Annotated in this window: 25 protein-coding genes; 9 read left to right on the top strand and 16 right to left on the bottom strand. The window is 68.9% G+C overall.

Features of this window, described 5'->3' with window-relative positions:
• Nucleotides 1-116 precede the first annotated feature (116 nt).
• Both MKK63_RS06830 and xoxJ read left to right on the top strand, forming a co-directional pair.
• Nucleotides 117-731: a c-type cytochrome, methanol metabolism-related gene (locus tag MKK63_RS06830; RefSeq protein WP_243999983.1), complete on the top strand. Its 615-nt coding sequence runs from the start codon at nucleotides 117-119 to the stop codon at nucleotides 729-731.
• Entirely contained in the window at nucleotides 731-1,576 is an 846-nt protein-coding gene (xoxJ, locus tag MKK63_RS06825) for a rare earth element methanol dehydrogenase accessory protein XoxJ (RefSeq protein ID WP_243999981.1), read from the top strand. Before MKK63_RS06830 ends, xoxJ begins: the two co-directional genes overlap by 1 nt.
• 6 nt (nucleotides 1,577-1,582) lie before the next feature.
• Here the strand turns inward: xoxJ and folK are convergent, their stop codons facing one another.
• The 16 genes from folK to MKK63_RS06745 form a co-directional block, all read right to left on the bottom strand.
• On the bottom strand, nucleotides 1,583-2,053 hold the full coding sequence (folK, locus tag MKK63_RS06820; RefSeq protein WP_243999979.1) for a 2-amino-4-hydroxy-6-hydroxymethyldihydropteridine diphosphokinase: 471 nt from the start codon (nucleotides 2,051-2,053) through the stop codon (nucleotides 1,583-1,585).
• On the bottom strand, nucleotides 2,050-2,427 hold the full coding sequence (gene folB / locus MKK63_RS06815; RefSeq protein WP_243999977.1) for a dihydroneopterin aldolase: 378 nt from the start codon (nucleotides 2,425-2,427) through the stop codon (nucleotides 2,050-2,052). Before folB ends, folK begins: the two co-directional genes overlap by 4 nt.
• Nucleotides 2,428-2,429: 2 nt before the next feature.
• Nucleotides 2,430-3,266 (bottom strand): dihydropteroate synthase, encoded by an 837-nt coding sequence (gene folP, locus MKK63_RS06810; protein WP_243999975.1) that lies wholly within the window; start codon nucleotides 3,264-3,266, stop codon nucleotides 2,430-2,432.
• Nucleotides 3,267-3,348: 82 nt separating this feature from the next.
• Entirely contained in the window at nucleotides 3,349-3,711 is a 363-nt protein-coding gene (locus tag MKK63_RS06805; RefSeq protein ID WP_243926552.1) for a hypothetical protein, read from the bottom strand.
• A complete protein-coding gene (locus MKK63_RS06800) occupies nucleotides 3,692-4,402 on the bottom strand; it encodes a hypothetical protein (protein ID WP_243999973.1) in 711 nt (236 codons plus the stop codon). The genes MKK63_RS06805 and MKK63_RS06800 overlap by 20 nt, the downstream gene beginning before the upstream one ends.
• Nucleotides 4,399-5,544 (bottom strand): pyrroloquinoline quinone biosynthesis protein PqqE, encoded by a 1,146-nt coding sequence (gene pqqE, locus MKK63_RS06795; protein WP_243999971.1) that lies wholly within the window; start codon nucleotides 5,542-5,544, stop codon nucleotides 4,399-4,401. Before pqqE ends, MKK63_RS06800 begins: the two co-directional genes overlap by 4 nt.
• A complete protein-coding gene (gene pqqC / locus MKK63_RS06790) occupies nucleotides 5,541-6,626 on the bottom strand; it encodes a pyrroloquinoline-quinone synthase PqqC (protein ID WP_243999969.1) in 1,086 nt (361 codons plus the stop codon). Before pqqC ends, pqqE begins: the two co-directional genes overlap by 4 nt.
• Before the next feature lie 311 nt (nucleotides 6,627-6,937).
• Nucleotides 6,938-7,837 carry a pyrroloquinoline quinone biosynthesis protein PqqB gene (pqqB, locus tag MKK63_RS06785; protein WP_243999966.1) on the bottom strand — a complete coding sequence of 300 codons (900 nt, stop codon included), beginning with the start codon at nucleotides 7,835-7,837 and terminating at the stop codon, nucleotides 6,938-6,940.
• A gap of 34 nt (nucleotides 7,838-7,871) precedes the next feature.
• A complete protein-coding gene (pqqA, locus tag MKK63_RS06780) occupies nucleotides 7,872-7,961 on the bottom strand; it encodes a pyrroloquinoline quinone precursor peptide PqqA (protein WP_012317526.1) in 90 nt (29 codons plus the stop codon).
• 224 nt (nucleotides 7,962-8,185) lie between these two features.
• The gene (locus tag MKK63_RS06775; protein ID WP_243999964.1) at nucleotides 8,186-8,890 is read right to left on the bottom strand and encodes a response regulator transcription factor; all 705 of its coding nucleotides are present in this window, start codon (nucleotides 8,888-8,890) and stop codon (nucleotides 8,186-8,188) included.
• Nucleotides 8,887-10,521: a sensor histidine kinase gene (locus MKK63_RS06770; RefSeq protein WP_243999962.1), complete on the bottom strand. Its 1,635-nt coding sequence runs from the start codon at nucleotides 10,519-10,521 to the stop codon at nucleotides 8,887-8,889. Before MKK63_RS06770 ends, MKK63_RS06775 begins: the two co-directional genes overlap by 4 nt.
• Before the next feature lie 60 nt (nucleotides 10,522-10,581).
• A complete protein-coding gene (locus tag MKK63_RS06765; protein ID WP_243999960.1) occupies nucleotides 10,582-10,788 on the bottom strand; it encodes a hypothetical protein in 207 nt (68 codons plus the stop codon).
• An 84-nt stretch (nucleotides 10,789-10,872) separates the two neighbouring features.
• Nucleotides 10,873-11,667, bottom strand: a complete 795-nt coding sequence (locus MKK63_RS06760) for a formylmethanofuran dehydrogenase subunit C (protein ID WP_243999958.1) — start codon at nucleotides 11,665-11,667, stop codon at nucleotides 10,873-10,875.
• Nucleotides 11,668-11,670: 3 nt separating this feature from the next.
• The gene (gene fhcD, locus MKK63_RS06755) at nucleotides 11,671-12,618 is read right to left on the bottom strand and encodes a formylmethanofuran--tetrahydromethanopterin N-formyltransferase (protein WP_243999956.1); all 948 of its coding nucleotides are present in this window, start codon (nucleotides 12,616-12,618) and stop codon (nucleotides 11,671-11,673) included.
• Between the two features lie 27 nt (nucleotides 12,619-12,645).
• The gene (locus tag MKK63_RS06750; protein ID WP_243999954.1) at nucleotides 12,646-14,292 is read right to left on the bottom strand and encodes a formylmethanofuran dehydrogenase subunit A; all 1,647 of its coding nucleotides are present in this window, start codon (nucleotides 14,290-14,292) and stop codon (nucleotides 12,646-12,648) included.
• Nucleotides 14,286-15,356 carry a formyltransferase gene (locus tag MKK63_RS06745; protein ID WP_243999952.1) on the bottom strand — a complete coding sequence of 357 codons (1,071 nt, stop codon included), beginning with the start codon at nucleotides 15,354-15,356 and terminating at the stop codon, nucleotides 14,286-14,288. Before MKK63_RS06745 ends, MKK63_RS06750 begins: the two co-directional genes overlap by 7 nt.
• A 490-nt stretch (nucleotides 15,357-15,846) precedes the next feature.
• Here MKK63_RS06745 and MKK63_RS06740 point away from each other — a divergent pair, with 490 nt between their 5' ends.
• The 7 genes from MKK63_RS06740 (at nucleotide 15,847) to fae (ending at nucleotide 22,773) form a co-directional block, all read left to right on the top strand.
• Nucleotides 15,847-16,824: a beta-ribofuranosylaminobenzene 5'-phosphate synthase family protein gene (locus tag MKK63_RS06740; protein ID WP_243999950.1), complete on the top strand. Its 978-nt coding sequence runs from the start codon at nucleotides 15,847-15,849 to the stop codon at nucleotides 16,822-16,824.
• Between the two features lie 86 nt (nucleotides 16,825-16,910).
• Entirely contained in the window at nucleotides 16,911-17,804 is an 894-nt protein-coding gene (locus MKK63_RS06735) for an NAD(P)-dependent methylenetetrahydromethanopterin dehydrogenase (protein WP_243999948.1), read from the top strand.
• Between the two features lie 35 nt (nucleotides 17,805-17,839).
• On the top strand, nucleotides 17,840-18,970 hold the full coding sequence (locus MKK63_RS06730; RefSeq protein ID WP_243999946.1) for an ATP-grasp domain-containing protein: 1,131 nt from the start codon (nucleotides 17,840-17,842) through the stop codon (nucleotides 18,968-18,970).
• 18 nt (nucleotides 18,971-18,988) lie between these two features.
• On the top strand, nucleotides 18,989-19,963 hold the full coding sequence (mch, locus tag MKK63_RS06725; protein WP_243999944.1) for a methenyltetrahydromethanopterin cyclohydrolase: 975 nt from the start codon (nucleotides 18,989-18,991) through the stop codon (nucleotides 19,961-19,963).
• 318 nt (nucleotides 19,964-20,281) lie between these two features.
• Nucleotides 20,282-21,190: a RimK family alpha-L-glutamate ligase gene (locus tag MKK63_RS06720; RefSeq protein ID WP_243999942.1), complete on the top strand. Its 909-nt coding sequence runs from the start codon at nucleotides 20,282-20,284 to the stop codon at nucleotides 21,188-21,190.
• On the top strand, nucleotides 21,187-22,023 hold the full coding sequence (locus MKK63_RS06715; protein WP_243999940.1) for a triphosphoribosyl-dephospho-CoA synthase: 837 nt from the start codon (nucleotides 21,187-21,189) through the stop codon (nucleotides 22,021-22,023). Before MKK63_RS06720 ends, MKK63_RS06715 begins: the two co-directional genes overlap by 4 nt.
• Nucleotides 22,024-22,260: 237 nt before the next feature.
• The gene (gene fae / locus MKK63_RS06710; protein ID WP_091713492.1) at nucleotides 22,261-22,773 is read left to right on the top strand and encodes a 5,6,7,8-tetrahydromethanopterin hydro-lyase; all 513 of its coding nucleotides are present in this window, start codon (nucleotides 22,261-22,263) and stop codon (nucleotides 22,771-22,773) included.
• The last annotated feature ends 945 nt before the right edge of the window (nucleotides 22,774-23,718 follow it).

Genomic DNA, 23,718 nt, shown 5'->3' with positions numbered 1-23,718 from the left:
AGGTGAAATCGGTGCCGGCGCGGGCTTCCGCGCCGGCACTCTTTTGATTAGACTTACTCGTAAGAGGCTGTCGTTCGTACAAAGACGCAAAGCCTCGGAACTGGGAGACAGATGCGTTGCTCAACCTCAGCAAGATCGTAACGCGGCCGGTTATCGCCGCCCTCGCCCTAGCGACCGTTTCCGCGGTTGCCGTACATGCTGAGGATGCCAAGCCCGCTGCCGACCCCAAGCTCGCCGACTCCTTGAACGCGAACGACAAGACGGCAGAGCAGGATCCCGCGTTGCTCAAGCGGGATGCCGCCGTGAAGATCGAAGACGGCAAGTACATGGACGCCGAAGGTCACCCCACGTTCCACGTGACCCAGGACGGCAAGATGCTCGATTGGTATACCTACTCGGGTTACCGCCGCTATCACGCCGAATGCCACGTCTGCCACGGTCCCGACGGCATGGGCTCGACCTACGCCCCGGCCCTGAAAGACTCGCTGAAGCACCTCTCCTACGAGGAGTTCATCGGCATCCTAGTTGGCGGCAAGCAAGACGTGAATGCTTCCGAGCAGAAGGTCATGCCGGCCTTCGGCGACAACAAGAACGTCATGTGTTACTCTGACGACTTGTACGTTTATCTGAAGGCGCGCGCCGCCGGGGCGATCGGACGTATCCGTCCCTCCGAGCACGAAGATAAGCCCGACGCGGCGAAGAAGGCCGAGAAGGAGTGTATGGGCTTCTGATGGCGCTTTTTGCCCGGATCCTCGCCCTCTGCGCCCTGTTTGTGACGACGGCGCAGGGGGCGCTCGCCCAGCATCTGCCGGATACGGTGACGACGGACGTGCTGCGCGTCTGTGGGGACCCGGGCAACATGCCGTTCTCCGAACGCAAGGATGACGGCTTCGAGAACAAGATCGCGGCGATTATTGCCGACGAGCTCAAGGTCAAGATCCGCTATTACTGGCTGACGCAAGGGCCCGGTTTCGTGCGCAACACGCTCGGGACCGGCCTTTGTGATGTCATCATGGGTACAGCCTTCGGCGGCGACCTCGTCCAGACGTCCAATCCCTATTACCGCTCCGCCTACACGTTGGTGACACGGGCCGGCGAGTTCGACGGCATTACAGGCCTCGACGATGCGCGCCTGAAGGGAAAAAGCATCGGCGTGATCGCCGGCACGCCGCCGGTCAATCGGATGGGCGATCTCGGGCTGGTCTCGAATATGAAGGCCTACGCACCCTATCAGCTGGACCCGGCGCGCAAGCACCAGACTGTGGCGGCCGAGATCATTGCGGCGCTGGCTGCGAAGGAGATCGATGCCGCGGTGTTGTGGGGACCCGCAGCGGGTTGGCTCGCCAAGCAATCCGGGACGGCGATGAACGTCGTGCCCTTGCTGAAGGAGCCGGAGCGGCCGCCTATGGCCTATCGGATCGCCATGGGCGTACGGATCGGCGAGAACGATTGGAAGCGGACGCTGAACGGCGTGCTGCGCAAGCGCAAGGCCGATATCGACGCCGTGCTTCGCGACTACAACGTTCCGCTTCTCGACGAGGAAGAGAATAAGCTGGCCCAGCCAGGCGAGCGCTGAACCGGTTCAGGCCCGCTCGATGCCGCTCCGATCGAGCTTTGCCAGCGCATCCTCAACCCGCTCGCCGCCGATGACGAGGCTCGGCGCGATCTCGGCCAGCGGGACCAGAACGAAGGCCCGTTCGCGCACATAACGATGCGGCAGGACGAGACGGGCATCGTCCACGGCGGCGCCTTCGTAGGCCAGGACGTCGATGTCGATGACCCGCGGTCCCCAGCGCTCCTCGCGCACGCGTCCCAGATCGTGCTCGATCGACAGACAGGCATCCAGCAGGCGATGCGGATCGAGATCGGTGTCCACCGCAAGCGCGCCGTTGAGAAACCAGGGCTGATCGGTATTGCCCCAGGGCGGCGTGCGGTAATCAGCTGAGCGCGCAACGACACGGATGCCTGGCGTCGCCGCGAGACCCGCCACGGCCCTGTCGAGCATCGCGGCCATGTCGCCGATGTTGCTGCCGATGCCGAGGTACGCCTTCATGCGCGGACTCCACGGCGCCGCAGAATCTCGATGCTGACGCCGTCCAGAATCGCTGGGACTGGTGCGCTCGGCTTGTCGACCCGCACCGCGATCGCCGCCACCCGCGCGAACTTGTCCAGGATCGTTGCTGCGATCGTCTCGGCAAGCGCCTCGATTAGATTGAAGCGGCGCTCCGTGGCGATCTCCACGGCGATCTGCGTGAGGTCCGCGTAACTCACCGTGCCGGCAACGTCGTCGGTTCGTCCCGCCTCGCCGAGATCCAGTTGCGCTTCGAGCGAGATATAGAAGCGCTGGCCGAGAACCGCCTCCTCGGGCAACAGCCCGTGCCGGCCGAACACGGCGATCCGCGTCACCCGGATAAGGTCGCCCGCCATCGTCACTGTATCTCCGGCCGCATCACGGCATCGACCACTCGCATGGCGTCGACATGGGCCGCCACATCATGCACCCGCACGATGTCGGCACCGAGCGTCGCCGCGACGGCATGGGCGGCAAGCGACCCGGTCAGGCGGTCGGCCGGACGGCTCTCTCGGTCGTGCAACCGGCCGAGCAGGGATTTGCGTGAGACCCCAACCAGGACCGGGAAGCCCAGTGCCCGGATCTCGGGCAGACGGCGCAGCGCGTCGAGATGCTGCGCCCAGGTCTTGCCGAACCCGACCCCGGGGTCGAGCATGATGTTGGCGTCGTCGATGCCGGCGCGATGCGCGATATCGAGCGAGCGCTCGAAGAAGGCCAACATGTCGGCGACGATATCGATATCCGGCTCGATCGTCGCGCGGTTGTGCATGATGATGACCGGCGCTCCGTGCGCGGCCGCGACCGTGGCGATATCGGGTTCGCGCTGCAGGCCCCAGACGTCGTTGACGATCCGCGCGCCGGCCTCCAGGGCGACGCGGGCTGTCGACGCCTTGTAGGTGTCGATTGAGATTGGCACGGCCAATCGCGGCGCCACGGCACGGATCACCGGCAGGACGCGGGCCTGCTCTTCCTGGGCCGGCACCGGGACATGGCCGGGGCGGGTCGATTCACCCCCGATATCGAGGATCGCGGCCCCCTCCGCCACCAGCCGCTCGGCTTGGGCGATCGCCGCGTCTGTTCCGGTGAACAGGCCCCCGTCGGAGAAGGAATCGGGTGTGACGTTGAGGATGCCCATCACCAGCGTGCGTCCGCCGAGATTGGGGAGCAGGTCGGACAAGCCGGGAGAGGGGGTCACGGTGCGGGTCCCGTTCACGTGCGCGCTTTGGGGGCCCGGTGTGCGTCAATCGCGAGGCCGGCGCAACGCCGGCCTCACTTGCCTACCCGTGGTAGCAGCGGATCTCGGCCTCGGCCTGAGCACGCCGAAGTTCGGCGACCTTGTCGTCGAAGATCTTGGTCGACTTGAACTCGTTGGCGCGGTTGCCGATGCCCTGCCGCATCGACAGGACCGTGCTGGCCTGCACGTACTTGTCGTAGGGCAGGATCGCAGCGAGCTGGTCGAGCGAGCAGGAGCATTTCTGCAAGCTGTCCCGGGTCTGGCCGTTGGCCGCCATGCAGCCGAACACATAATCGACCCGCGCATCGGTCGGGTAATCATTTTCTTCCGCCGCCCAGCCGGCCAGCCCCGACAGCGTCAGGGCGAGGACGGCCAGCGCGCCGCGTTCAGCCAGCCTTCTGATCATAGTTCAGCTTCTCCTCCAGCAACTCGCCACCGTCCTGGTTCTTCGAGGACGCCTCGATCGAGACGATCTCGCCGGGGACCGACGGGGCCGTGACGAAGGTATAGGTCATGTCGTCCATGCCGCGCATGCGCTGCGCCAACGCGTCGCCTGCGAACGGCTTGGTCACGACCTGCCAGGCGTCGATGTCCTTACCGCCGAAATTCACTTTCGTGGGCGTCACGACGGCCTTCTCGCGCAGACCCTTGCGGATCGCGAGCTTCAGGTAGCGCGGGTTGGCCTCAAGCACCTTGGCCAACCCCTTCAAATGGTTCTCCAGGAAGAGCGACACGACCGGGTTGCCCGCCATATCCTCGAACGGGCCGGCCGGCACGCGGTTCAAGCCAGAGAACATCGTGACGCTGATGTCCCGGGCGTCCGAGCTCTTTCCGGGCTCGACCTTAAGGACCAGCGTATCCTGCAGCGGCGCGCCGAACGGTCCACCCGCAATGCCGGATCGGCGCAAGTAATCGTAGGTGATCGTGGAGCCCGGCGCCGCGTTCTTCATCTGGGGCTGATCGAACAGCAGATCGGACGCTGAGGGCGGAGCCGCGGCGTTGGCCTGGGTTACGGCGGCAGGCTTCGGTGCGTCTTCGGCCGCGGCAGACAGCGCGGCCAGCACCAGCACGAAAGCAGTCGTGGCAACAACTCTCACGAGTGAACTTCCTCCTTGAACGGCGACCGGACGTTGCTGCCGATCGTCCGATAGACATAATCGGGCGGGTTCTCGGCCGCTTCCTCGACGGCGAGCGCCCGCACCTTGTCGTGAAGCGGGGAGAGCGAGCAGGCCGGGTCGGTGGCGGCAGCGTCCCCGGCCAAAGCCAGGGCCTGGCAGCGGCAACCGCCCCAATCCTTCTCGCGCCGGTCGCAAGAGCGGCAGGGCTCCTTCATCCAGTCGGTGCCGCGATAGGCCGTGAAGGCCGGCGAGTCGCGCCAGATCTCACCCAGCGAATGATCGCCAACGTGCCAGAACTCCAAGCCGGGAATCGTCTCGGCAGCGTGGCAAGGGAGGACCTTGCCCTGTGGCGTGACGTTCATGAGCTTGCGGCCCCAGCCACCCGCACAGGCCTTCGGATATTTGGCGTAATAATCCGGCACCACGAGATCGATGACGAGCTGGCCCTTCAGCCGCTCCCGGGCGGCCTCGACGATCCGGATCGACTCGTCCACCTGCGCCTTATTGGGCATCAGCGCGGCGCGGTTGACGTAGGCCCAGCCGTAATACTGCGTGTGGGCCACTTCGAGCCGTTTGGCGCCCATCTTGACAGCGAGGTCGATGAAGCCCGGCACCTCGTGAATGTTGCCGCGGTGGATCACCGAATTCAGCGTCAACGGTAGGCCGAGTTCCACCACCTTGGCGGCGAATTCGAACTTCTGGGGCTGCGCGTTCTTCAGGCCGCCGATCCGCTCGGCATTCTGTGCGTCAACGCCCTGCACCGAGAGCTGCACGTGGTCGAGCCCGACATCGTAGAGTGCCTGGAGCTTGCCCAACGCCCCACCGACGCCCGACGTGATCAGGTTCGAGTAGAGGCCGAGATCCGCGCAGGTCTTGGTGATCTCGACGATGTCGTTGCGCGCCGTCGGCTCGCCGCCTGAGAGATGGACGTGCAGCACGCCGAGGCCCGCTGCCTCCGTGAGAACACGCTGCCACGTCGCCGTGTCGAGCTCTCCGGAGCGGCGGTCGAGCTCGAGCGGGTTGGAGCAGTAGGGGCAACGCAGCGGGCAGCGGTGGGTCAGCTCGGCGAGCAGACCCACCGGGGCCGGCGCCTCGGGGCGATTCCGTGTGACAGCGTTCATCGCTCCAGGACCCGTTTCTCGGCCAGCCCGTCGAGCATCACCAGGATATCGGTTTCGATGGCGCGCGGGTCGGCCGCATAGGTCTGGCCCAGCTCGTCGGCGATCGCCGCCACGCTCCGATTGCCATCGACGAGCTTCAGAACCGCCACGGCATTGTCGTCCAGGTCGAAGGTGCGCTCGGGGGCGAGGAGGACCCACTTGCCCCGGGTCTCGTCATTCCGCAGCCGAACACCCCGGGGCAGTCGCGGACGATCTTCGGCCAGCATCTTGCGGCCGGCACCGGCGGCCTGAACCTGCAGCTGCTCGGCGACGAGGCCTTCGCCCGGGCGCCACGCATCTGGCGGGATCATGCCGGGGGCGACGTAGGCGAAGTACAGGGCGTCGAGCTGGGTCCAGAGGACGTTGCATTTGAAGGTCAGCGCGGCCATCGCCTGACGCTGCAACTCCGGCGTGGTCGCGTGCCGTTTCACGTAGTCGAGGGCGAAATCGGCATCTCGCGGCGCCTGGGTGAGCCGCTTATCGAAATAGGCCAACGTGTCCTTGGTGATGAAGTCGTAGTTCTTCAGCATCCCGGCGACACGCTCGGAGATGATAGTCGGCGAGAACATCTCGGTCAGCGACGAGGCGATCGCCTCCAGCAAGCTCTTTTCCGAGACGAAATGGACGTAGGCCTCCACCGAGAACTTCGTCGCCGAGAGGATCCCGCGGGTCGAGAGCACGTAGTCCCGTTCGAATCCGACGCCCTCCGCGAGCTTGAGCCAGCGCTCGATCCCGCCGTCACCCTCGTGATCGCCATCGTGATCGACGATACGCTGGCGCCAGATCCGCCGGAGCGACGCGTCGGTCATCCGGGCCAGGACGGCAGCGTCCTTCACCGGAATCATGGCTTGGTAGTAGTAGCGATTGAGCGCCCAAGCCCGGACCTGATCTTTCGACAGCTTTCCATCATGGAGCAGACGATGGAACGGGTGCAGGATGTGGTAGCGGCGCGCACCGATATCGCGTAGCGCGGCCTCCAATTCCTCGGGGCTGAGGAGACGCTGGCTCTCGGCGGTATCGGGGGTCGGGAAAACTGCGTTCATGGCGTGTCCGGCGTCCGTTCTCGGGTCGCGTTTCCTGTGTCGTCCAGCCCTCGGCGCACGGGGCGTGTTCCTGAACTCGGAGACGATATAGTGCCGACAACCGGTCGGCCCAACAGTCCACGTCGGCCGAGATATTCTGTCGCGTCGTTCGACCCTCGGCTAGCGTTCCCGATCCACACAGGCATCCTGAGCTGCCGGAGCGAAGCGCAGGTCTCGAAGGAGGCCACCGGCCCACCGCGCGATCCCTGGGGTCATCCTTCGATGCGGCTTCGCCGCACGTCAGGAGAAGGGTGTGGATTCGACGCGTCTGGCTACAGCGACAGGCTCAGACCGTCATGCGCCACCGTCCACCCGGCCGCCTCGACATCCCCGCGCTCCGGGGATCCCTCGACCAACACGGGATTGGTGTTGTTGATGTGCACGAAGATGCGCTGCCCGATCTCGGTCGCCGCAAGGGCGTCGATCGAACCGTTCGCGCCGCGCATCGGCACGTGCCCCATGCGCCAGCCGGTCTTCGTCCCGACGCCGGCCCGGATCATGTCGTCGTCGTGCAGAACCGTGCCGTCGAACAGCAGTGCATCCACACCGGCGATGCGCGCCCGCAACCCGTCCGTCACCCGCGCGCATCCAGGAATATAGGCGAGGCGCCGGCCGCCGGCTTCGATCAAGGCGCCGACCGTCGTCTCGGTCTCGGCGCCGATCTCCATGGTCTCGTCCTCCAGCCAGAGCGGCACCTTGCCGGGGACGGGGAAGAGTGTAACCGACAAGCCGGTCAAGGGCTCGAATCGCGCATCCATGCCGACGGCCTCGCGGGCTACGACGCCGGCAGCCATTACGTCGAAGACGCGATTGGCGTTCACCGAGTCGAGAATCCCGCCCGTGGCGTAGAGCGTATACGGCTGACCTTCGCGCAGCGTCAGCAAGCCCGCGACATGATCGACGTCGCCGTTGGTCAACAGCACGGCGCGGATCGGCGAATGGCGCAGGCCCTCACGCGGATGCATCGCTCGATTGTCGAAGAGTTGTTGGCGGATATCCGGAGAGGCGTTGATCAGCAGCCAATCCGACCCGTTCGCGGACACTGCGATGCTCGACTGGGTCCGGGGTCGCACCCGGTCCGGGTCGGACCGCGCCAGCGTGCAGATGGGGCAGCGGCAATTCCACTGGGGAAGGCCGCCGCCGGCCGCGGAACCGAGGATCACGACGCGCATGGTGCGGCTCCCGAGATCCCCGGCCCGTAAAAACTCAGTTGAAGGTGTCGATCTCGGCCGACTCGTAGCTCGTCACTTCCATGCCGACGCAGATCTCGGACACGATCGGGGCAGCCCACTTCATGGTGTTTCTCCTTGGCGGTATCCTCACCGAGCGTCGCATGGATCTTAAGAAGACCCTAAGACACTGATGGCGCTCTCGTTTTTAGGCGCGGCACCGGTATCGACGATTCAAGGGCAGGCTTCAAGCACTAAGTTGCCTGATCCTCCCAAAATTTTCGTGTGACACTTCCTAAAGTTCCGGAAACCTACGGGAAACGTCGGTCGGTAGGACTTAAGTACAGTTGGTCATTGTCGAAAGTCCGGGCCGCGCAGCTCCAGCATGAAGCCCTTGCCGCGCACGGTGGTCAAAGCCGGGCCGCCATAACGTACGAAATCGGCCATCTTCGAACGCAGATAGCCGATGTAGACGTCGACCACGTTGAGCGACAGACCGCCCTGGCTGGCCCAGAGCCGGTCGAAGATGTCCGCGCGCGAGACGGGCTTGCCGATGCTCTCCATCAGCATGGCGAGCAAATCGGCTTCGCGGGGAGTGAGTCGGGCACTGGCCTCGCCGCAGCTCGCCTGACGGGTGTCGAGGTCAAGACTCAGTCGGCCTGCCGTGATCCTTGAGCGGGGCGCCTCGGCCTGCTCGCGCCGCATCAGGTGCGTGCGCAGGCGCGCAACCAGCTCGTCGAACTCGAACGGCTTGACGATGTAGTCGTCGGCTCCGAGCGCCAGACCCTCGGCCCGGTCGCGGATCTCGTCGCGGGCGGACAGGAACAGGATGGCGCCGGAGAACCCGCCTTCCCGCAGGGAGCGGCAGACATCGTGGCCCGACCCGTCCGGCAGACCGATGTCGAGCAGCACCGCCCCGGGTGCCGGATCGTGCGCCGCCTTGAGCGCCTCGTCGACGCAGGCCGCCGTGCCGACCTCGAACCCCTCCGCCTCCAGACCCCGGGCCAGGAGGCCGCGGATATCGATATCGTCCTCGACGATCAGGATCCGCGTCATGCGGTCGGCTCCCTCACCTGTGCGGCGCCGGCCGCGTCCCCGGCCGTGCCCGACTCCCATGCCGGATCGAGCGCCGGGATGTCCAGGCTGACGCGGGCGCCGCACCCGTCCGGTCCCGCGCCCAGCCGGATGGTCCCGCCATGCTGCTCGACGATCCAGCGCGCGAGGGCGAGGCCGATGCCGAAGCCCGTCTCATCGGGCCCCGCGCCGGCGCCGCGCTTGAAGCGCTCGAACAGGTCGGCTTCGGAGGTGCCAAATCCCGGCCCGTCATCCGTCACGGTGATCCGCCCGACCGGGCCCGGGCCGGCAGACAGCGCGACCTCGACCCGGGTGAGCCCGGCGGCGTGGCGCAGGGCGTTATCAACGAGGCTCTCCACCGTCTGCCGGATCCACTCGCGATCCGCGAGGCTCTCGACATCCCGGGTCCCCGGATCAAGGGACAGCGCGACGCGACGCCGGGCGGCCTCGGAGGTCATGTTGTCCACCGCCTCCGACAAAACCAGGGCGAGCCCGAGGGGCCGCTTGTCGAACGCGATCTCGCCGGTTTCCGACCGGGCGACGCGCAGCAGATCCTCGACCCGCAGCTTCAGCCGCTGCGCGCGCTTCTTGATCGTGGCGAAGACCGGCCCGGGATCGGCGCCGCGGGTGGCCCCCCGCAACGCGAGATCGCACTCGCCCAGGATCACGGTGAGCGGCGTGCGCAGCTCGTGGCTGACATCGGCGAAGAAGCGCCGCCGGGACTGATCGATGGATTCGAGACGGACATTGGCGGCGCGCAGATCCGCCGTCCGGGCCGCGACCGTGTCCTCCAGCGCCGCCCGGTCGGCCACGACCCGCAATTCCCGCCGGGCGAGGCGCGCCGCCATGCGGTTGACGTTGGTCATCAGGAGGCCGAGCTCGTCGCGGGTTGCGACGGACAGGCGGGTGTCCAGGGCACCGTGTCCGATGGCGCTCGCGGCCCGGCGGACCTCCTCGATCCGCGCCAGCGTCGGCCGGGTGACGCCACGGTACAGGATCGCCAGCAGCACGAGGGCCGCCGTCACCGCCGCAGCCGCGGCGAGACGTAGGCGCTCCGAAAGCGCCCGGGCCTGCTCGGAGCCGAGTGCCATGCTCCGCCGTTCCACTTCGATGAGGAATGAGAGCGGCTGGCCCGTCATGGCGCCGAAGCCGTTGAGCGCGCCCTTGATCGCGTCCTGCCGCCGCTCAGGCTCGGTCTGGCGATTGATCTGAGCCACCTGCCGGTCGAGGACCGCGCGGGCGGCACGCAAAGCGGCCATCGGGCGGGTTCGCGCGGCATATTGCATCCGGTCGGTGGGGTCGTCGCTCGGCGGGAAGCTCTTGGCCAAGGCCTCGTCGACGGTCCGCAGGGCGCGATCGGCATTGTCGCGGGCGATCGCCATCGCCTCGGGCTGTCCGTCGGGATTGCCGACGGTCTCGACGGCGGCGAGACCGAACTGCGTGAGGCGGCCGGACAGCTCGGCCAACAATTCCAGGCGCCGCTGCGCTTCGAGCGTTCGGTCTACGGTCCGCTCCGCGGCGCCGATCGCCGCCAGCGCCGCCGCAGCAGCCAGGATCACCACGATGGCGGTGCTGCCCAGGAGCAGCGCGAAGCGGGTCTTCAACGAGCGCATGGGGCCGCCCTCGAAGCAGGGCTCAGCATGACACTGCCCGGCCGGCGCGCCAAGGCGCCGTCACAGGTCCTTCGGCGTGCTTCCCTTGGCGGCGCAACGCCAGCGCTCGACGTGCCATTCCGGGTGGGAGGCCTGCCAGGTTGCCAACGCGCTCTGCGAATTGCGTAGGCAGACGAACGGACTCGATGTCTCGAACGACATCTCGATCCGGTCCTCGCGGCAGGTCGAGGGCTGGGCGACGAGGCAGATCGACAGCAGAAGCAGCATGGGCGCGTTCCCGGGCTGCCGGCCTCGTGCGGGCCGGCTTGAACGGGAGGATAGGACGCCTTCACGCCCCTTGCCCAGGCGGCGTCAGGCCGCGACCCAGATCTCGCCCTTCGCGATGGTGGCGAGGTCGCCCGAATAGCGTCGGAGCGGCTTGTCCAGCAGGGCTGCATGCTCCGGGCTGAGGCCGCGCAGGGCCGTCGCCAGCAGGCGCAGGAACACCAGATCGTGCGCGCCGGTCTCCACGAAGGTCTCGGCCATACGCCCGTGCGCGCCGAGGACGAGGGTTCCACGGCGCATGCCGAGCCCCGGCTGGTCGCCGGCCGCGAGGGCCGCCAGAGTGCCGGCGATCATGCGCGAGCCCGCGAAGGCACCCGCGCGCCCGGCGACGATCATCCCCCGCCGCATCCGGTCGCCGAGATGCGCGCCCGCGGTTCCGCGGATGATCAGCGTCGCCCCGTCGAGCCCCGTCTTGGCGGCATAGACCGCGCCGCCCGCGTAGTCGCCGGCATCGCCCTCAATGGTGATCGTGCCGCCGGTCGCACCGGAAGCCGCGTAGGGACCTGCGTTTCCGGTGACCGTCAGGCTACCGCCCGCCATGCCGGCACCGAGGCGCTGGCCGACATCGCCGGTCACCCGGATCGTGCCCGCGGACAGGGACGCCCCGACCCGATCCAGGCGCTCGTGACCGCCCTCGATGGTCAGGCTGTCGGACCCGTCGAGGGAAACGGAGAAGCAGTCGCCGAGGCGTACGCCTGTCCGGGTCGTACCGATCTCCAGGCGCTCGGCCTCGCCTTGGGACAGACCCGAGAGCGCCCGGGGGTTAATGTCCAGAAAGTCCAGCCGCTCGGGCGGGGCCGCGCGCAGGGTGAGGGTGCTCACGGCTCAGCCCTCCGACTTGGCGTCGTCGCGCGCGATCAGGTCGCGCAGATGGTAGTGGTGGCGTCCCAGATTGCCGCCGTAATTGCCGGCCGTCACTGCGATAAGCCCGTGTTTTCCGCCGATCTCGGTCGCCGCGTGCAAGCCGGCGCGCATCGAGTCGGACACGCCCTGCGAAGTGAGGGCGTCGATCACGATCTCCAGCACCACACCGCAATCCGCCGGGAGCGCCGAGCCAGCCCGGCCCTTGAGCGTCGGGCAGTAGGCGTCGTTGGTGGAGGCCATCATGCCCTTGGTCCGTCCGCCGACCTTTGAACCGGAGCGGACGATCCCGCCTGGGAACGGCAGGATCGCGCCCGGAACCGCCTTGGCGGCCTCCACGGCTACCTCGGCGACCTTCAGCGTCTCCGCATGGGTCCGCCCGAGGAAGAGCAAATTGCCGCCGCCAACCGCACCGTCGACCGCCCGGACCGTATCCTCGCACAGGAACTCGCCGTCCATCACCGGGATACGCCAGTAGCGCCGCGCCTTGCCGGAGGCGTCGGGCAGGCGCTTGGCGATTGCGAAGCCGTCGCCGAAATAGCGGATCGCGCCGCCGAGCTTGATCTTGGTCGGCCCATCGACACCCGCGTAGCAGGCCGTGCCCGGACAGGTGAGGATGCACTGGCCGACCCGCTTGATCAGCTGCTCCTTGAGTCCGTTCGGTTCGAAGCCGAACAGCAGGATGCGGACGCCCGGCCGCCCGTCCGGAGTCTCCTCCGGCGACAGCTCGGCGTCGATCCCGGCCTCGGCGCCGCAGCCGATCACCGAGGTGGCGAAGCCCGTCATCGTGGTCGCGGCGATCATCGCCCACTTGGCGGTGTCGTTCGTGACGACGATGGCGGTCCCGGCCACGTCGAACGCCTCCGCGAAGGTGTCGATGACCGGGATACCGTTGAGGGAAAGGTCAGACATCGTAGTTCCCGCGGCTCGCCCCGCTGATCACGCCCGACATGGCACCGCCTCGAAATTCTCCGTGTCCTCACCGAACGCGGCATCGGGCACCGCGAAGCTGTCGAGGCCCTCGCCGAACCGCTCCGTCAGGTAGGTATCGGCGCGCTTCGCCATGGCCTTGTCGGACTCGAGGGTGAGGGACAGCGTGCGCCCGACGCGCCACTCCACCACCTCGCCATCCTCGACGATCGGCACGCCATCCTTGAGGACGAGCTTGGCGGCGGTGAACATGGCGGTGCGGTTCGACTCGTCCCGGTAAATTGCAACGTCCGCCCGAGCGCCGGCCCGCAGGTGACCGCGATCCGCGAGGCCGAGTAGCTTGGCCGGCCCGGACCGCGTGAGCTGCGCGATCTCCAAGAGCGTGTATTCGCGCTCCAGCCCCGGCAGCCCCGAGCGCTCGCCCACGATCTTGGGCAGCGTCGCGATCTCGCGGTCGCGCTCGGACTTGTCCATCAGCAGGTGGATGATGCGTGGGTACTGGGTGAACGGACCGCCGTTCGGGTGATCCGTGGTCAGGATCGTCCGCTCGGGATCGGTTGAGAGCAGCATTATTTCCAAGCCGATAGCCCATTGCAGGGAGCTGGTCGGGCCGCGCGGCCGGTACAGGAACGGCACCACGCCGCCGCCCTCGGCATCACCCGCGTTCAGCACCCACTTCTTGGGATTGGCGCCCTTCCGCCCCGCGAACTGGCGCAGGATGTCGAGGGAGACCGTTACGGTCTGGCCGAACACCACCTGCCCGATGTCGAGGGTGGCATTCGGATTGTCGGTGATCGCCTGTGCGATCCGTTCGGCGGCCGAGCGGAAACCGCCGGTCCCGGGATTGGCCGGATCGACCGCGCCGTAGGCGTAGAACTGGGCGTGGGCGAAGTGGATACGCCGCCCCTCAGCTGCGTCGAGCGTCGCCATGAAGCTGTCGTCGGCGCCCGGCAGGCCGAGGTTGTTGCAATGGACGTGCAGGGGATGCGGGACGCCGATCTCCTCGACCGCGTCGAGAAGCGAGCCCATGATCTGCCGGGTCGAGAGCCCGTAGCAGGGGATCTCGTCGTCGAGCGACAGGCGCAGGGCACCGTCCTTGAACGCCGAGGCGCCGCCCGCATTGATGCATTTCACGCCGAGGCCGCGCGACTGCGCCACTGACAGACTGACGAGGTCGCGCACCGCGTTGCCGCCCTGGCGTTCCCGCAGCAACTGCAAGAGCTGGTCGTCGTTGCCCATCACGGTCAGGGCCCCGCGGTCGAGCAGCGGGATATCGGCGAGTTCGAGCTGTGTAGCCAGCGCGTGGGTCGGCGGCATCGCAGGCTCGACCGCGGTGGTGTAGCCCATCCGCGCATAGGTCGAGCCGATCCAGGCCGCTGCCCCGCCGGCATGCGCGAAGGGATGACCCTCAGGCGCAGCCTCGCTCACATAGAGGTCGGGTAGGAGCAGCCGCGAGGTGATCACGTTGCCGCCGGCGATGTGCGAATGCACCTCGACGCCGCCGGCCATCACCACACATCCCGCCGCGTCGATGACGTGGTCGGCCTCGCGGCCCGGCGGATCGATGACCTGACCGTCCTCGATCCAGACATCCCCGACCGAATCGCGGGACGCGGTCGGATCGACGACGCGCCCGCCCCGAATCACGCTCAGCATGCGGGTTCACTCCTCGACGCGGGCTGGCCGGTGATCAGGCGCTCCGTGAGGGCGCCGAGGATCGACGCGGCCGACGGCAGATCCGTGGGCGCCGAAGCCGGCCAGTAGGTCAGCGCGGCGCGCGGCTCGTTCCAGAGGACGCCGCCATGATCGCGGCCGGGCTGGCCGACCGCGATGACGATTTCGGCAGCCTTCGCCGCGCCATCTGCGACGACGGCCACGGAGGGGACCGCGGACAGCCAATCGGGGCACGCCACCGGCATGGAGGCGAGCCAGAGCACCGCGTCGGCCTCGCCGGCGGCGACCTGCCGAGCGGCGTCGAAGCGCCAGGGGTCGTGCTCGGGCACGTGGCGGCCGAAGCCGCTGCGCGGTGCCTGTCCGGTCAGCCAGGCCGAGACCGGCACCACGGCCCGGTCCTGCCCGATGCCGCCGGTGGCGAGGGTGAAGCAGCGTGTCGTCTCGCTCAGCTCCATGGCGAGCCCCTGAAGCATCTCGATGCCGGCCTCGCCGAGTTCGGCGGGATCGTAGAGGAGGACGCCATACTGAGCGGATGCGAGCCGGGCAGCGATCTGCCCCGGGAGGGCATCGCCGGCGAGGTGGCCGCGGGCAAAGGCACGCAGCACGCCGACGGCCTCGGTCAGGCCGCCCGCGGCGGGCCAAGCCAGCGACGCGGTGGCGTTCGCTCCCACGGCCAAGAGCGCGCGATCCGATCCCGCAGCGCGACCGCGGGTCGGCTTCGTATCGATCAGGCGCTTCATCAGCGGGGTCTGCCAGGGCGCAGCACCCACCACCAGCACCACATCGGCGCGCCCGACGGCTTCGGCGGGCGTCGAGGTCAGGGCCCCGACCCGGCTCAGCGCGCCGAGTTCGGCATAGGTCCCGATCGACCCGGCGGTGTCGACAGAGGCACCGATGCGCCCCGCAAGATCATAGGCCGCACGGATCGCGGCGACGTCGGCGCTGAGGCCGGCGATCACCGGCGCGCGCGCCTTGGCGAGGAGGGACGCGGCCGCCTCGATGGCGGTGCCCGCGTCCGTCGCGCCACCCTTCACCCAGGCTGCCATGCTCCCTCTCGCAACGTTCTTGCTTGGCTTCGGAGCGGGCGACGGCCGTAAGACCGGACGAAGCGGGCACACCCCAAAACAGGGGGCCCACAGAGTCGGAATGGCGCGCCCGCCCGGCAAGTTCCGGGCAGACGGCAAACTCGGCACGCCGTCGCGAGGCCTAGGTTTGCATTCATCCGCCCACCGCGGCAAGGGGGTATGGCTGGGATACGGACGGCGATCTGGGCTGAAATGGTCGGTTATCGCCCTTCCGCGTCACGGCCGGGGACAGGTTTCCAGGTGCATTCCGCGACGGCGCCTGCACGGCGAAACGAATCGTTCGGCCGATCCTGCGCCCTTTGATCCCGGATCTCCCCCACCAGCAGCCGCCTTCCAGGGTCTCGCGGCAAACCGTAAGCGACGATCCGAACTCTGATCGGTCGGCACCGTTGCCCTACCCCAGGCCGCGTGTGAAAAGCGCGCCGCACCGGCGGCATGCGAGGAACTGGCAGTGGGCGACGCCCCCGAGCGGAACGAAGACACCGCAGATGGCGCCGTGCGGGTTGAAGCACCGGCGCGGCTGCATTTCGGCTTCCTCGACCTGCATGGCGGGCTCGGCCGGCGATTCGGAAGCATCGGCCTCGCCATCGACGAGCCCTCCCTGGCACTGACCGCACGGCGCTCGCTGCACCCCTCCATCACGGGACCGGAAGCTGAACGCGTGCGCGGCTACGTCCGGGCCGCCGCGGCGCATCTCGGTGGCGGCGAGGATGTCGCCATCGCGGTGGAACGCGCGATCCCGGCCCATGCTGGCTTCGGTTCCGGCACGCAGCTCGGTTTGGCGGTGGCCTCCGCAATGGCGCGCCTGATCGGGGCGCCCTTCGCCGCAGATTCGTTCGCCGCCACGCTCGACCGCGGCAACCGATCCGGTGTCGGCCTCTGCGCGTTCACGGAGGGCGGCCTGATCGTCGATGGCGGACGCGGATCGGACGGGGGACCGCCGCCGGTCATTGCGCGCCTGCCCTATCCCAATGCCTGGCGGATCGTGCTGATCATCGATCCCGAGATGGCCGGCGTTCACGGCGTGCGCGAAGTCGAAGCGTTTCGCGATCTGCCGCGCTTCCCGGAAGCGCAGGCCGCGGAGATCTGCCGAATTACGCTGATGCAGGTTCTGCCCGCCGTCGCCCTTGCCGAGCCGCAGGGCTTCGGCGCCGGGATCACCCGGATTCAGGACCTGATCGGCGATCATTTCGCGCCCCACCAGGGTGGCCGATACGCCAGCGCAGCGGTGGCACAGGTGCTGGCGAACGTCGCCGCGCAGGGCATACCGGGCTACGGCCAGTCCTCTTGGGGACCGACCGGATTCGTGCTCATGCCCTCGGACGCCGCCGCCCGCGCCCTCGTGGCCGATCTCGACCGCGGAGGCTCCCTCCGGTTCGTGATCGCCCGCGGCCGAAACAGTGGCGCTTCGGTAACCGGTCCGGCTTGAGCGAACGCTCACGGGCTTGACCCGGAACGCCGCTCCGGGTTTGGACGATGGCAAAACGCATCGGTCGCACACCGCACGGGGAATCCATGGCCCGCTCGATCCTCCATATGCTGACGCCACTCCGGCACATGAGCCCGTTCGACGTGAACATGGCCGTGGATGCCGGCTACGAGACGGTGGTGACCTATACCGAGGTCAGCCTCGCCGACGTGGTCTCGCTGACCCAGGATTCGATTTTCTCGCGGTCTCCGGCCGACGGGACGCGGACGGGCATCTTCATCGGCGGCAAGAACGCCGAGGACGCCCTCGACATGGTCGACCGGGCCAAGAAGGCCTTCGTGCCGCCCTTCGTGAACCACGTCTTCGCCGATCCGGCGGGCTCGTTCACGACAGGGGCCGCGATGGTGGCGCAGGTCTCCCGGGCGCTCCGGCAGACGTTCAACACGGATCTTCAGGGCAAGCGCATCGTGATCTTCGGCGGTGCCGGCGTGGTGGCCTACGTGGCGGCGGTGATCGGCGCGCTCCAGGGCGCCACCACAGTGCTGGTCGGCCATGACGGCGAGGAGCGCGTCTCGAAGATCGCCTTCACCATGAAATGGCGCTTCGGCATCGACGTTGGCGCCGTCGACGGGACAACGCCGGAGGATCGCCGCGTCGCCATCCGGGACGCCGACGTGATCCTGTCGGCCGGGCCCGCCGGCATCCCGATCCTGACGGCGCAGGATCTCGAATCGGCACCGAAGCTCCTCGTGGCCTCGGACGTCAACGCCGTGCCGCCCGCCGGCATCGCGGGGATCGACGTGAATGCCGTGGACGTGCCCCTGCCCACCGGCAAGGGCGTCGGCATCGGCGCGCTGGCGGTCGGAAACGTGAAGTACCAGACGCAGCGCCGCCTGTTCGACCGGATGCTGGCGTCCGATACCCCACTCTGCCTCGACTTCCGCGACGCCTACACCCTCGCGGTCGAGATCGCCGGCTGAAATCATTCGGGCCCGATCTGACGAGCCCGATCGGGATGGCGGGCGCGATCCTGATCGCCGCGCAGGCCGGGCGAGCCCTCGCAGAGGCAGCGCGGCGTGCTGGCTTGCGGCCCTACGTGGCCGACCTGTTCGGCGATTCCGATACCCTGGCCGCCGCCGAGGCCTACCGCCCGCTGCCGGGCCGCTTCGGCATGGCGCCCTCTGCGGCCGAGACGTTGGTGGCACTCGACGACCTTGCGGCGGCGGCCGGAGGCTCGATGGGTCTGATCCTCGGCAGCGGCTTCGAGGACGCCCCCGGTCTGGTGGCCGAATTCGCGCGCCGGCACCGGCTGCTCGGCGCCTCCGCCGAAACCATCGCGCGCCTCAAGGATCCGGCCGCCTTCGCCGCCCTGTGTGCGAGCCTCGACGTGCCGCACCCTGCGGTCTCGATGCGTGCGCCGGACGATCCGTCCCGGTGGCTGCTCAAGCGGGTTGGCGGCAGCGGCGGCTCCCATATCCGCGCGGCGACTCAGTCGACGCCGCCGCCGGGCCATTATCTCCAGGCGCACGTCCCCGGGCAGGCGCACGCCCTCAACGTCCTGGCCGATGGCCGCACGATCCGGATCCTGGCGGTGACCGAGCAATGGTGCGCTCCGACTCCGATATGGCCCTATCGCTATGCCGGAGCGCTGGTCCGCGGCGGCGCCGAGCCGCCGGCTCTGTGCGGGGCACTCGTCGTCGCGATCGCGGACGCCACCGCACGGATCGTTGCCGCGACCGGGCTGCGGGGCCTCGCCAGCGCCGACATCCTGGTCGACGGGTCCGACTGGTGGATGATGGAGATCAATCCGCGCCCCGGCGCGACGCTGGATATCCTCGACCGGCGCGCGGTACCGCTGCTCGAAGCCCACATCGCCGCCTGCCTGGGCGCGATGCCGGAACTCGGTGCGCCTCCGGTGGGTGCGGCGGCCGCGCAGATCTGTTACGCCGACCGGGAGCTTGCGCCTGTGCCGGACCATGATTGGCCGGACTGCGTGCGTGACCGCCCGCGCCCCGGCTCGGTGGTCCGCCGCGACGCGCCGCTCTGCACGGTGCTGGCCGAAGGCGCGGACCGGGCAGAGGCGCTCGACCTGTTGGAATCGCGAACGGCCCGCCTGCGGGCGGCCCTCGCAGCGCAGAAAACATAAGTTCGAGGAAGCCCCGTGATGAGTGCCAGCCCATCCTATCCCAGCGTCAACGCGCTCTCAGGCCCGCTGGTCGAGCGGCTCGTGGCCGAGGCCGCGACCCTGCGGCTCTCCGTGTCGCAGGCGGCGGGCGGCGCCCGGATGATCGATGCCGGGGCGCAGGCGCGGGGCTCGATCGAGGCCGGGCGGCGCATCGCGGAGATCTGCCTGGGCGGCCTCGGCACCGTCTCCATCGCGCCGAGCGGTCCGATCGCATCCTGGCCCTACTCGGTGACGGTTCACGCCGCCGATCCGGTGCTCGCCTGCCTGGGCAGCCAGTATGCGGGCTGGAGCCTCGCGGATGAGACCGGTGATTCCGGCTTCTTCGCCCTCGGTTCGGGTCCGGGCCGCGCTGTCGCGGTCGTCGAAGATCTGTACCAGGAACTGGGCTACCGCGACTCGGCGACCAGCACCGCCCTGGTGCTCGAAGCCGCCGGCGGACCGCCCGACAGCGTCGTGGCCAAGGTGGCCGAGGCCACCGGTCTGCGGCCGGAAGATCTGACCTTCATCTTCGCGCCGACCCAGAGCCTCGCCGGCTCGACCCAGGTGGTGGCCCGCGTGCTGGAGGTCGCCCTTCACAAGGCCCACACGGTGGGTTTCGACCTGCACGCCATCGTGGACGGGATCGGCTCGGCCCCGCTCTCGCCGCCCCATCCCGACTTCATCAAGGCGATGGGCCGGACCAACGACGCGATCATCTATGGTGGCCGGGTCCAGCTCTTCGTGGACGCCGACGATGCGGACGCCAAGAGCCTCGCCGAGCAGCTGCCCTCCACCACCTCGAGCGATCACGGCGCGCCCTTCGCCGAGATTTTTTCCCGGGTGAACGGCGACTTCTACAAGATCGACGGGGCGCTGTTCTCCCCGGCGGAGGCGATCGTCACGTCGGTGCGTTCGGGCGCCACCTACCGCGGCGGCCGCCTGGAGCCGACGCTGGTGGAGGCGTCCTTCGCCTGAGGCCACCAACGCGCTCGCCCTCTGATCTTTGCGGGATCCGGCCCGATGATACCGGTGCAGGATCGTGCGCGGGTCCCCTCTCCCGAGCGGGAGAGGGACAGGGCGAGACCTGTCCGGACGAGCCGCGACCGGACTGCGCGGGGATGGCGTGCTCGATCCTGAAGCTTCTCCTCCCTCACCCCAGCCCTCTCCCGCTCGGGAGAGGGAGCCGGTCGCGTTCCGTCCCAAGCGTTGCGTTCCGATGGTGAAAGGGCCAGCACCGTCACCCCAAGGCGAAACCCGCGGATCAGCTCTTGACCGTGACGAAACAGGACTTCCATGCATATCGGGCTCGCCGCCGATAACGGCAATTGGCACAGGAACCGCCTGCTGACAGCCCTCCGGGCGCAGGGCGTCGAGCCGGTGCTGTTCTCCCTGGCCGACGTGGCCGTGGTCACCGGCGGCGGCGAGCCCCTGCGTGTCCCGGGCTTCCCGGACACCCTGCCGGATGGGGTCCTGATGCGCACCATCGCGGGCGGCACGTTCGAGGCCACCACGATGCGCCTCGGGGTGTTGCACGCCCTGGTGGCGGCGGGCGTCACCGTGTGGAACAGCCCGACCGCCACCGAACGGTCGGTCGACAAGGCCGCCACCTCGCTGCTCATCGCCCGGGCCGGCCTGCCGACGCCGGCAACCTGGGTTTTCTCCAAGCGCGAGGCCGCCGCCGCCCTCGTGGCGGTCGAGGCCCGGCCCGGGGCACCGCTGGTGCTCAAGCCGCTGTTCGGCTCCCAGGGGGAGGGGCTCGTCCTGATCGAGCGGCCGGAGGACCTGCCCGACGAGGAGGCCGTGGCCCGGGTCTACTACCTGCAGCGCTACGTCCCGCGGCGCGATGGGCTCTGGCGCGACTATCGGGTGTTCGTCTGCGACGGGCGGGCGATCGCCGGCATGATCCGCGAGGGCGACGGCTGGATCACCAACGTCCACAGGGGCGGCCGTCCGCTGCCTTGGGCCATGCCGCGCGCCGCCGCGGACCTCGCCGAGGCCGCCGCCGCCGCGGTCGGCGTCGACTATTCCGGCGTCGATCTGGTCGAGGACGGGGAGGGCGGCTTCTCCATCCTGGAGGTCAATTCGATGCCGGCCTGGTCGGGCCTCCAGACGGTGTGCGAGACCGATATCGCCGGGGCGGTTGTCCGCGGCTTCCTCGCCGCCGTCCGCGGCGCGAGCCGGCCGCGGCTCGTGGTGGCATGAGCGGCATGCTCGACCCGGCGCTGATCGGCACGCTGTACAAGGCGGCCTGCCTCGCGGAGCTCGATGCCCTCAAGCCCGGCAACGTCCATGCCTTCGCCGCCGGTCATCGCATGGTGGTGGCCGATTTCGTCACCAGCGCCGAGGTTTCGGCGCCGCCCCTGGCGCGGCAAGGCGCCGGGATCGGCGAACGGGTCCACGGCGGGGTCGCCGCCACGATGGCGGCGGTGGGTCAGAACACCAATCTCGGTATCCTGCTCCTCTGCGCGCCGCTCGCTGCCGCAGCCGAGCGCGGGACGGGCATCGCGGCCCTGCTCGACACCCTCGACCGTTCGGACGCGGAGGCGGTCTTCGCGGCGATCCGCCTCGCCAATCCCGGCGGCCTCGGCCGGGCGGAACGGCACGATGTCGCCGCGGACGCGCCCGCCTCCCTCCACGACGCGATGGCGGAGGCCGCCGACCGGGACCGCATCGCCCGTGCCTACGGGACCGGGTTCGCCGACGTGACGGCGATCGGCCTCCCGGCCCTCATGGAGGCAAGGACGCGGGGGCTCGATCCGTCCTGGTGCACCACCGCCGTGCATCTCGCCTATCTCCGGTCGGTCCCGGATAGCCACATCGCCCGAAAGCGCGGCCGCGCCGCCGCCGAGGACCTTCGCCGGGAGGTCGAGAAAATCGTGGTCGGCCTTGACCTCGCCGCGCAGCCGGTCGAGCCGCTGCTGGCCCTCGACGCGTCGCTGAAGGCACGCGGCCTCAACCCGGGCACGAGCGCGGATTTCACGGTCGCGACCGTGTTCTGGGACGCGCTGGCGAGCGCGGGCGCCACGCTGGCCTGAACCGTGCAAGTTCCCGTGTTTCCAAGGGCGAAGGCTAAAAAAATTCCTTCGCGGCAGAGCCTTGCGCGGGTTGTGAGCCGCAGGTGCCCGCTGTAGGGTCCGCCGCGCTGTCCGGCCCAACCGGCTCGACCCTTCCGGCTCGGCCGGTGGTCGGGCGCCGATAACAAGGATGGCTTCCCGGCCGCGGCACCGCCCCCGGCGCGCGGCTCTATTTCGGAATCCAGGGAGAGACACCGAATGGCGAAGATCACCAAGGTTCAGGTCGGCGAAGCGCTCGTCGGCGACGGCAACGAGGTCGCCCACATCGATCTCATCATCGGACCGCGCGGTTCGCCGGCCGAGACGGCTTTCTGCAACGGCCTCGTGAACAACAAGCACGGCTTCACCAGCCTGCTCGCGGTCATCGCGCCGAACCTGCCCTGCAAGCCGAACACCCTGATGTTCAACAAGGTCACCATCAACGACGCCCGTCAGGCCGTCCAGATGTTCGGCCCGGCCCAGCACGGCGTTGCCAAGGCCGTGCAGGACGCGGTGGCCGAGGGCATCATCCCGGCGGACGAGGCCGACGACCTGTTCATCCTGGTCGGCGTGTTCATCCACTGGGAGGCGGCCGACGACGCCAAGATCCAGAAGTACAATTACGAGGCGACCAAGCTGTCGATCCAGCGCGCCGTCAACGGCGAGCCGAAGGCTTCGACGGTCACCGAGCAGCGCAACTCCGCGCAGCACCCCTTCGCCGCCAACGCTTAGATCGGAGACGGTCCTGGGCAGAGTGAGCCTCCGCCCGCACCGCGGGGCCTGCTCCAGCGACTGGCTTCGATCTTCCTCGGCCGATAAGTAGGCCCCTGACGGGACGGCGAGAGCCGTCCCGTTTTTCGTTTGTCGTCGCCGGCGTTGCCGTCCGCTCCGTTCTCCAACCAGCCCCTCAGCCGGCCCCTCAGGCGGCAGTGTCGTTGAACGGCGGCGATCCTCGGACAGCGCGGCGCGTTCCGGTGCTCTCCGGCGAGGTCCGCTTCGCGCGCCTCGGACTGAGAGGCGCGGCGGAAATACGCGCAGCCTCCGCTCGAAGGGGGTGTCGCGTCTGGCCATGACGACTGTCTCCGAACGCGGCATACGTGAGTCCGGCAGGTCGCGCGTCATCGTCCCCGCGCGCTCGTCGCGCCGGGGGCATGGCCCAAGAAAGACAACACGCGGGACGCGGGACGCCGCGGGAACCCAGGTGTCGGCCAAGTACGCGCGGGATCCGGTCCCCGCGGCGCCCGCGGCATCGATCGGGCGTGGTCCCCGGCCGGTGCCGTCTTTCTCGTCGCGGCGTCTTGTCGACGTCCCGGTCCTGCGACTCCCCGTTAGCGGTCCCGGGCAGGGTGCACGCACCCCCGGAACCCGCATCGGCGCCGGGGCCTTCCAGCCGTCCCCTCCCTCGTTGTCGGCGGGTCCGCAGGTCGCTCAGGGTCGGACAAACATCGGGTCGGCGCGGGGGTCCTATCCTCCCCCCGCCGGGCAACCTGCCGCCCGGTCTCACGCCCGCAGCCGAGGCACGCCCCGCACCGGTCCGTCGCCCGGGGCGATGGCGGCTGAGAGCCACCGACGCGGGCGCCGCCCCGTCCACGGACCCGCCCGGTCAGCCACCGGGCGGGCCCCGTAAAGGACGCCGCTGGGTCACCCCGGAAGCGCCGTGGACAGGTGGCGGCTAAT

Source organism: Methylobacterium sp. J-088, assembly GCF_022829295.1.
Taxonomy (GTDB): domain Bacteria; phylum Pseudomonadota; class Alphaproteobacteria; order Rhizobiales; family Beijerinckiaceae; genus Methylobacterium.
The sequence above is the reverse complement of the archived record's forward strand: the minus strand, read 5'-3'. Positions and strand labels throughout refer to the sequence as shown.

Coding starts and splice junctions, on each gene's coding strand:
- MKK63_RS06730 (WP_243999946.1), top strand. CDS start 17,840: ATGGCGGGCGCGATCCTGATCGCCGCGCAGGCCGGGCGAGCCCTCGCA.
- MKK63_RS06805 (WP_243926552.1), bottom strand. CDS start 3,711: ATGATCAGAAGGCTGGCTGAACGCGGCGCGCTGGCCGTCCTCGCCCTG.
- fae (WP_091713492.1), top strand. CDS start 22,261: ATGGCGAAGATCACCAAGGTTCAGGTCGGCGAAGCGCTCGTCGGCGAC.
- folK (WP_243999979.1), bottom strand. CDS start 2,053: ATGAAGGCGTACCTCGGCATCGGCAGCAACATCGGCGACATGGCCGCG.
- MKK63_RS06775 (WP_243999964.1), bottom strand. CDS start 8,890: ATGACGCGGATCCTGATCGTCGAGGACGATATCGATATCCGCGGCCTC.
- pqqE (WP_243999971.1), bottom strand. CDS start 5,544: ATGAACGCTGTCACACGGAATCGCCCCGAGGCGCCGGCCCCGGTGGGT.
- MKK63_RS06735 (WP_243999948.1), top strand. CDS start 16,911: ATGGCCCGCTCGATCCTCCATATGCTGACGCCACTCCGGCACATGAGC.
- mch (WP_243999944.1), top strand. CDS start 18,989: ATGAGTGCCAGCCCATCCTATCCCAGCGTCAACGCGCTCTCAGGCCCG.
- MKK63_RS06765 (WP_243999960.1), bottom strand. CDS start 10,788: ATGCTGCTTCTGCTGTCGATCTGCCTCGTCGCCCAGCCCTCGACCTGC.
- MKK63_RS06715 (WP_243999940.1), top strand. CDS start 21,187: ATGAGCGGCATGCTCGACCCGGCGCTGATCGGCACGCTGTACAAGGCG.
- pqqB (WP_243999966.1), bottom strand. CDS start 7,837: ATGCGCGTCGTGATCCTCGGTTCCGCGGCCGGCGGCGGCCTTCCCCAG.
- MKK63_RS06720 (WP_243999942.1), top strand. CDS start 20,282: ATGCATATCGGGCTCGCCGCCGATAACGGCAATTGGCACAGGAACCGC.
- fhcD (WP_243999956.1), bottom strand. CDS start 12,618: ATGTCTGACCTTTCCCTCAACGGTATCCCGGTCATCGACACCTTCGCG.
- MKK63_RS06750 (WP_243999954.1), bottom strand. CDS start 14,292: ATGCTGAGCGTGATTCGGGGCGGGCGCGTCGTCGATCCGACCGCGTCC.
- folB (WP_243999977.1), bottom strand. CDS start 2,427: ATGGCGGGCGACCTTATCCGGGTGACGCGGATCGCCGTGTTCGGCCGG.
- xoxJ (WP_243999981.1), top strand. CDS start 731: ATGGCGCTTTTTGCCCGGATCCTCGCCCTCTGCGCCCTGTTTGTGACG.
- pqqC (WP_243999969.1), bottom strand. CDS start 6,626: ATGAACGCAGTTTTCCCGACCCCCGATACCGCCGAGAGCCAGCGTCTC.
- MKK63_RS06745 (WP_243999952.1), bottom strand. CDS start 15,356: ATGGCAGCCTGGGTGAAGGGTGGCGCGACGGACGCGGGCACCGCCATC.
- pqqA (WP_012317526.1), bottom strand. CDS start 7,961: ATGAAGTGGGCTGCCCCGATCGTGTCCGAGATCTGCGTCGGCATGGAA.
- MKK63_RS06770 (WP_243999962.1), bottom strand. CDS start 10,521: ATGCGCTCGTTGAAGACCCGCTTCGCGCTGCTCCTGGGCAGCACCGCC.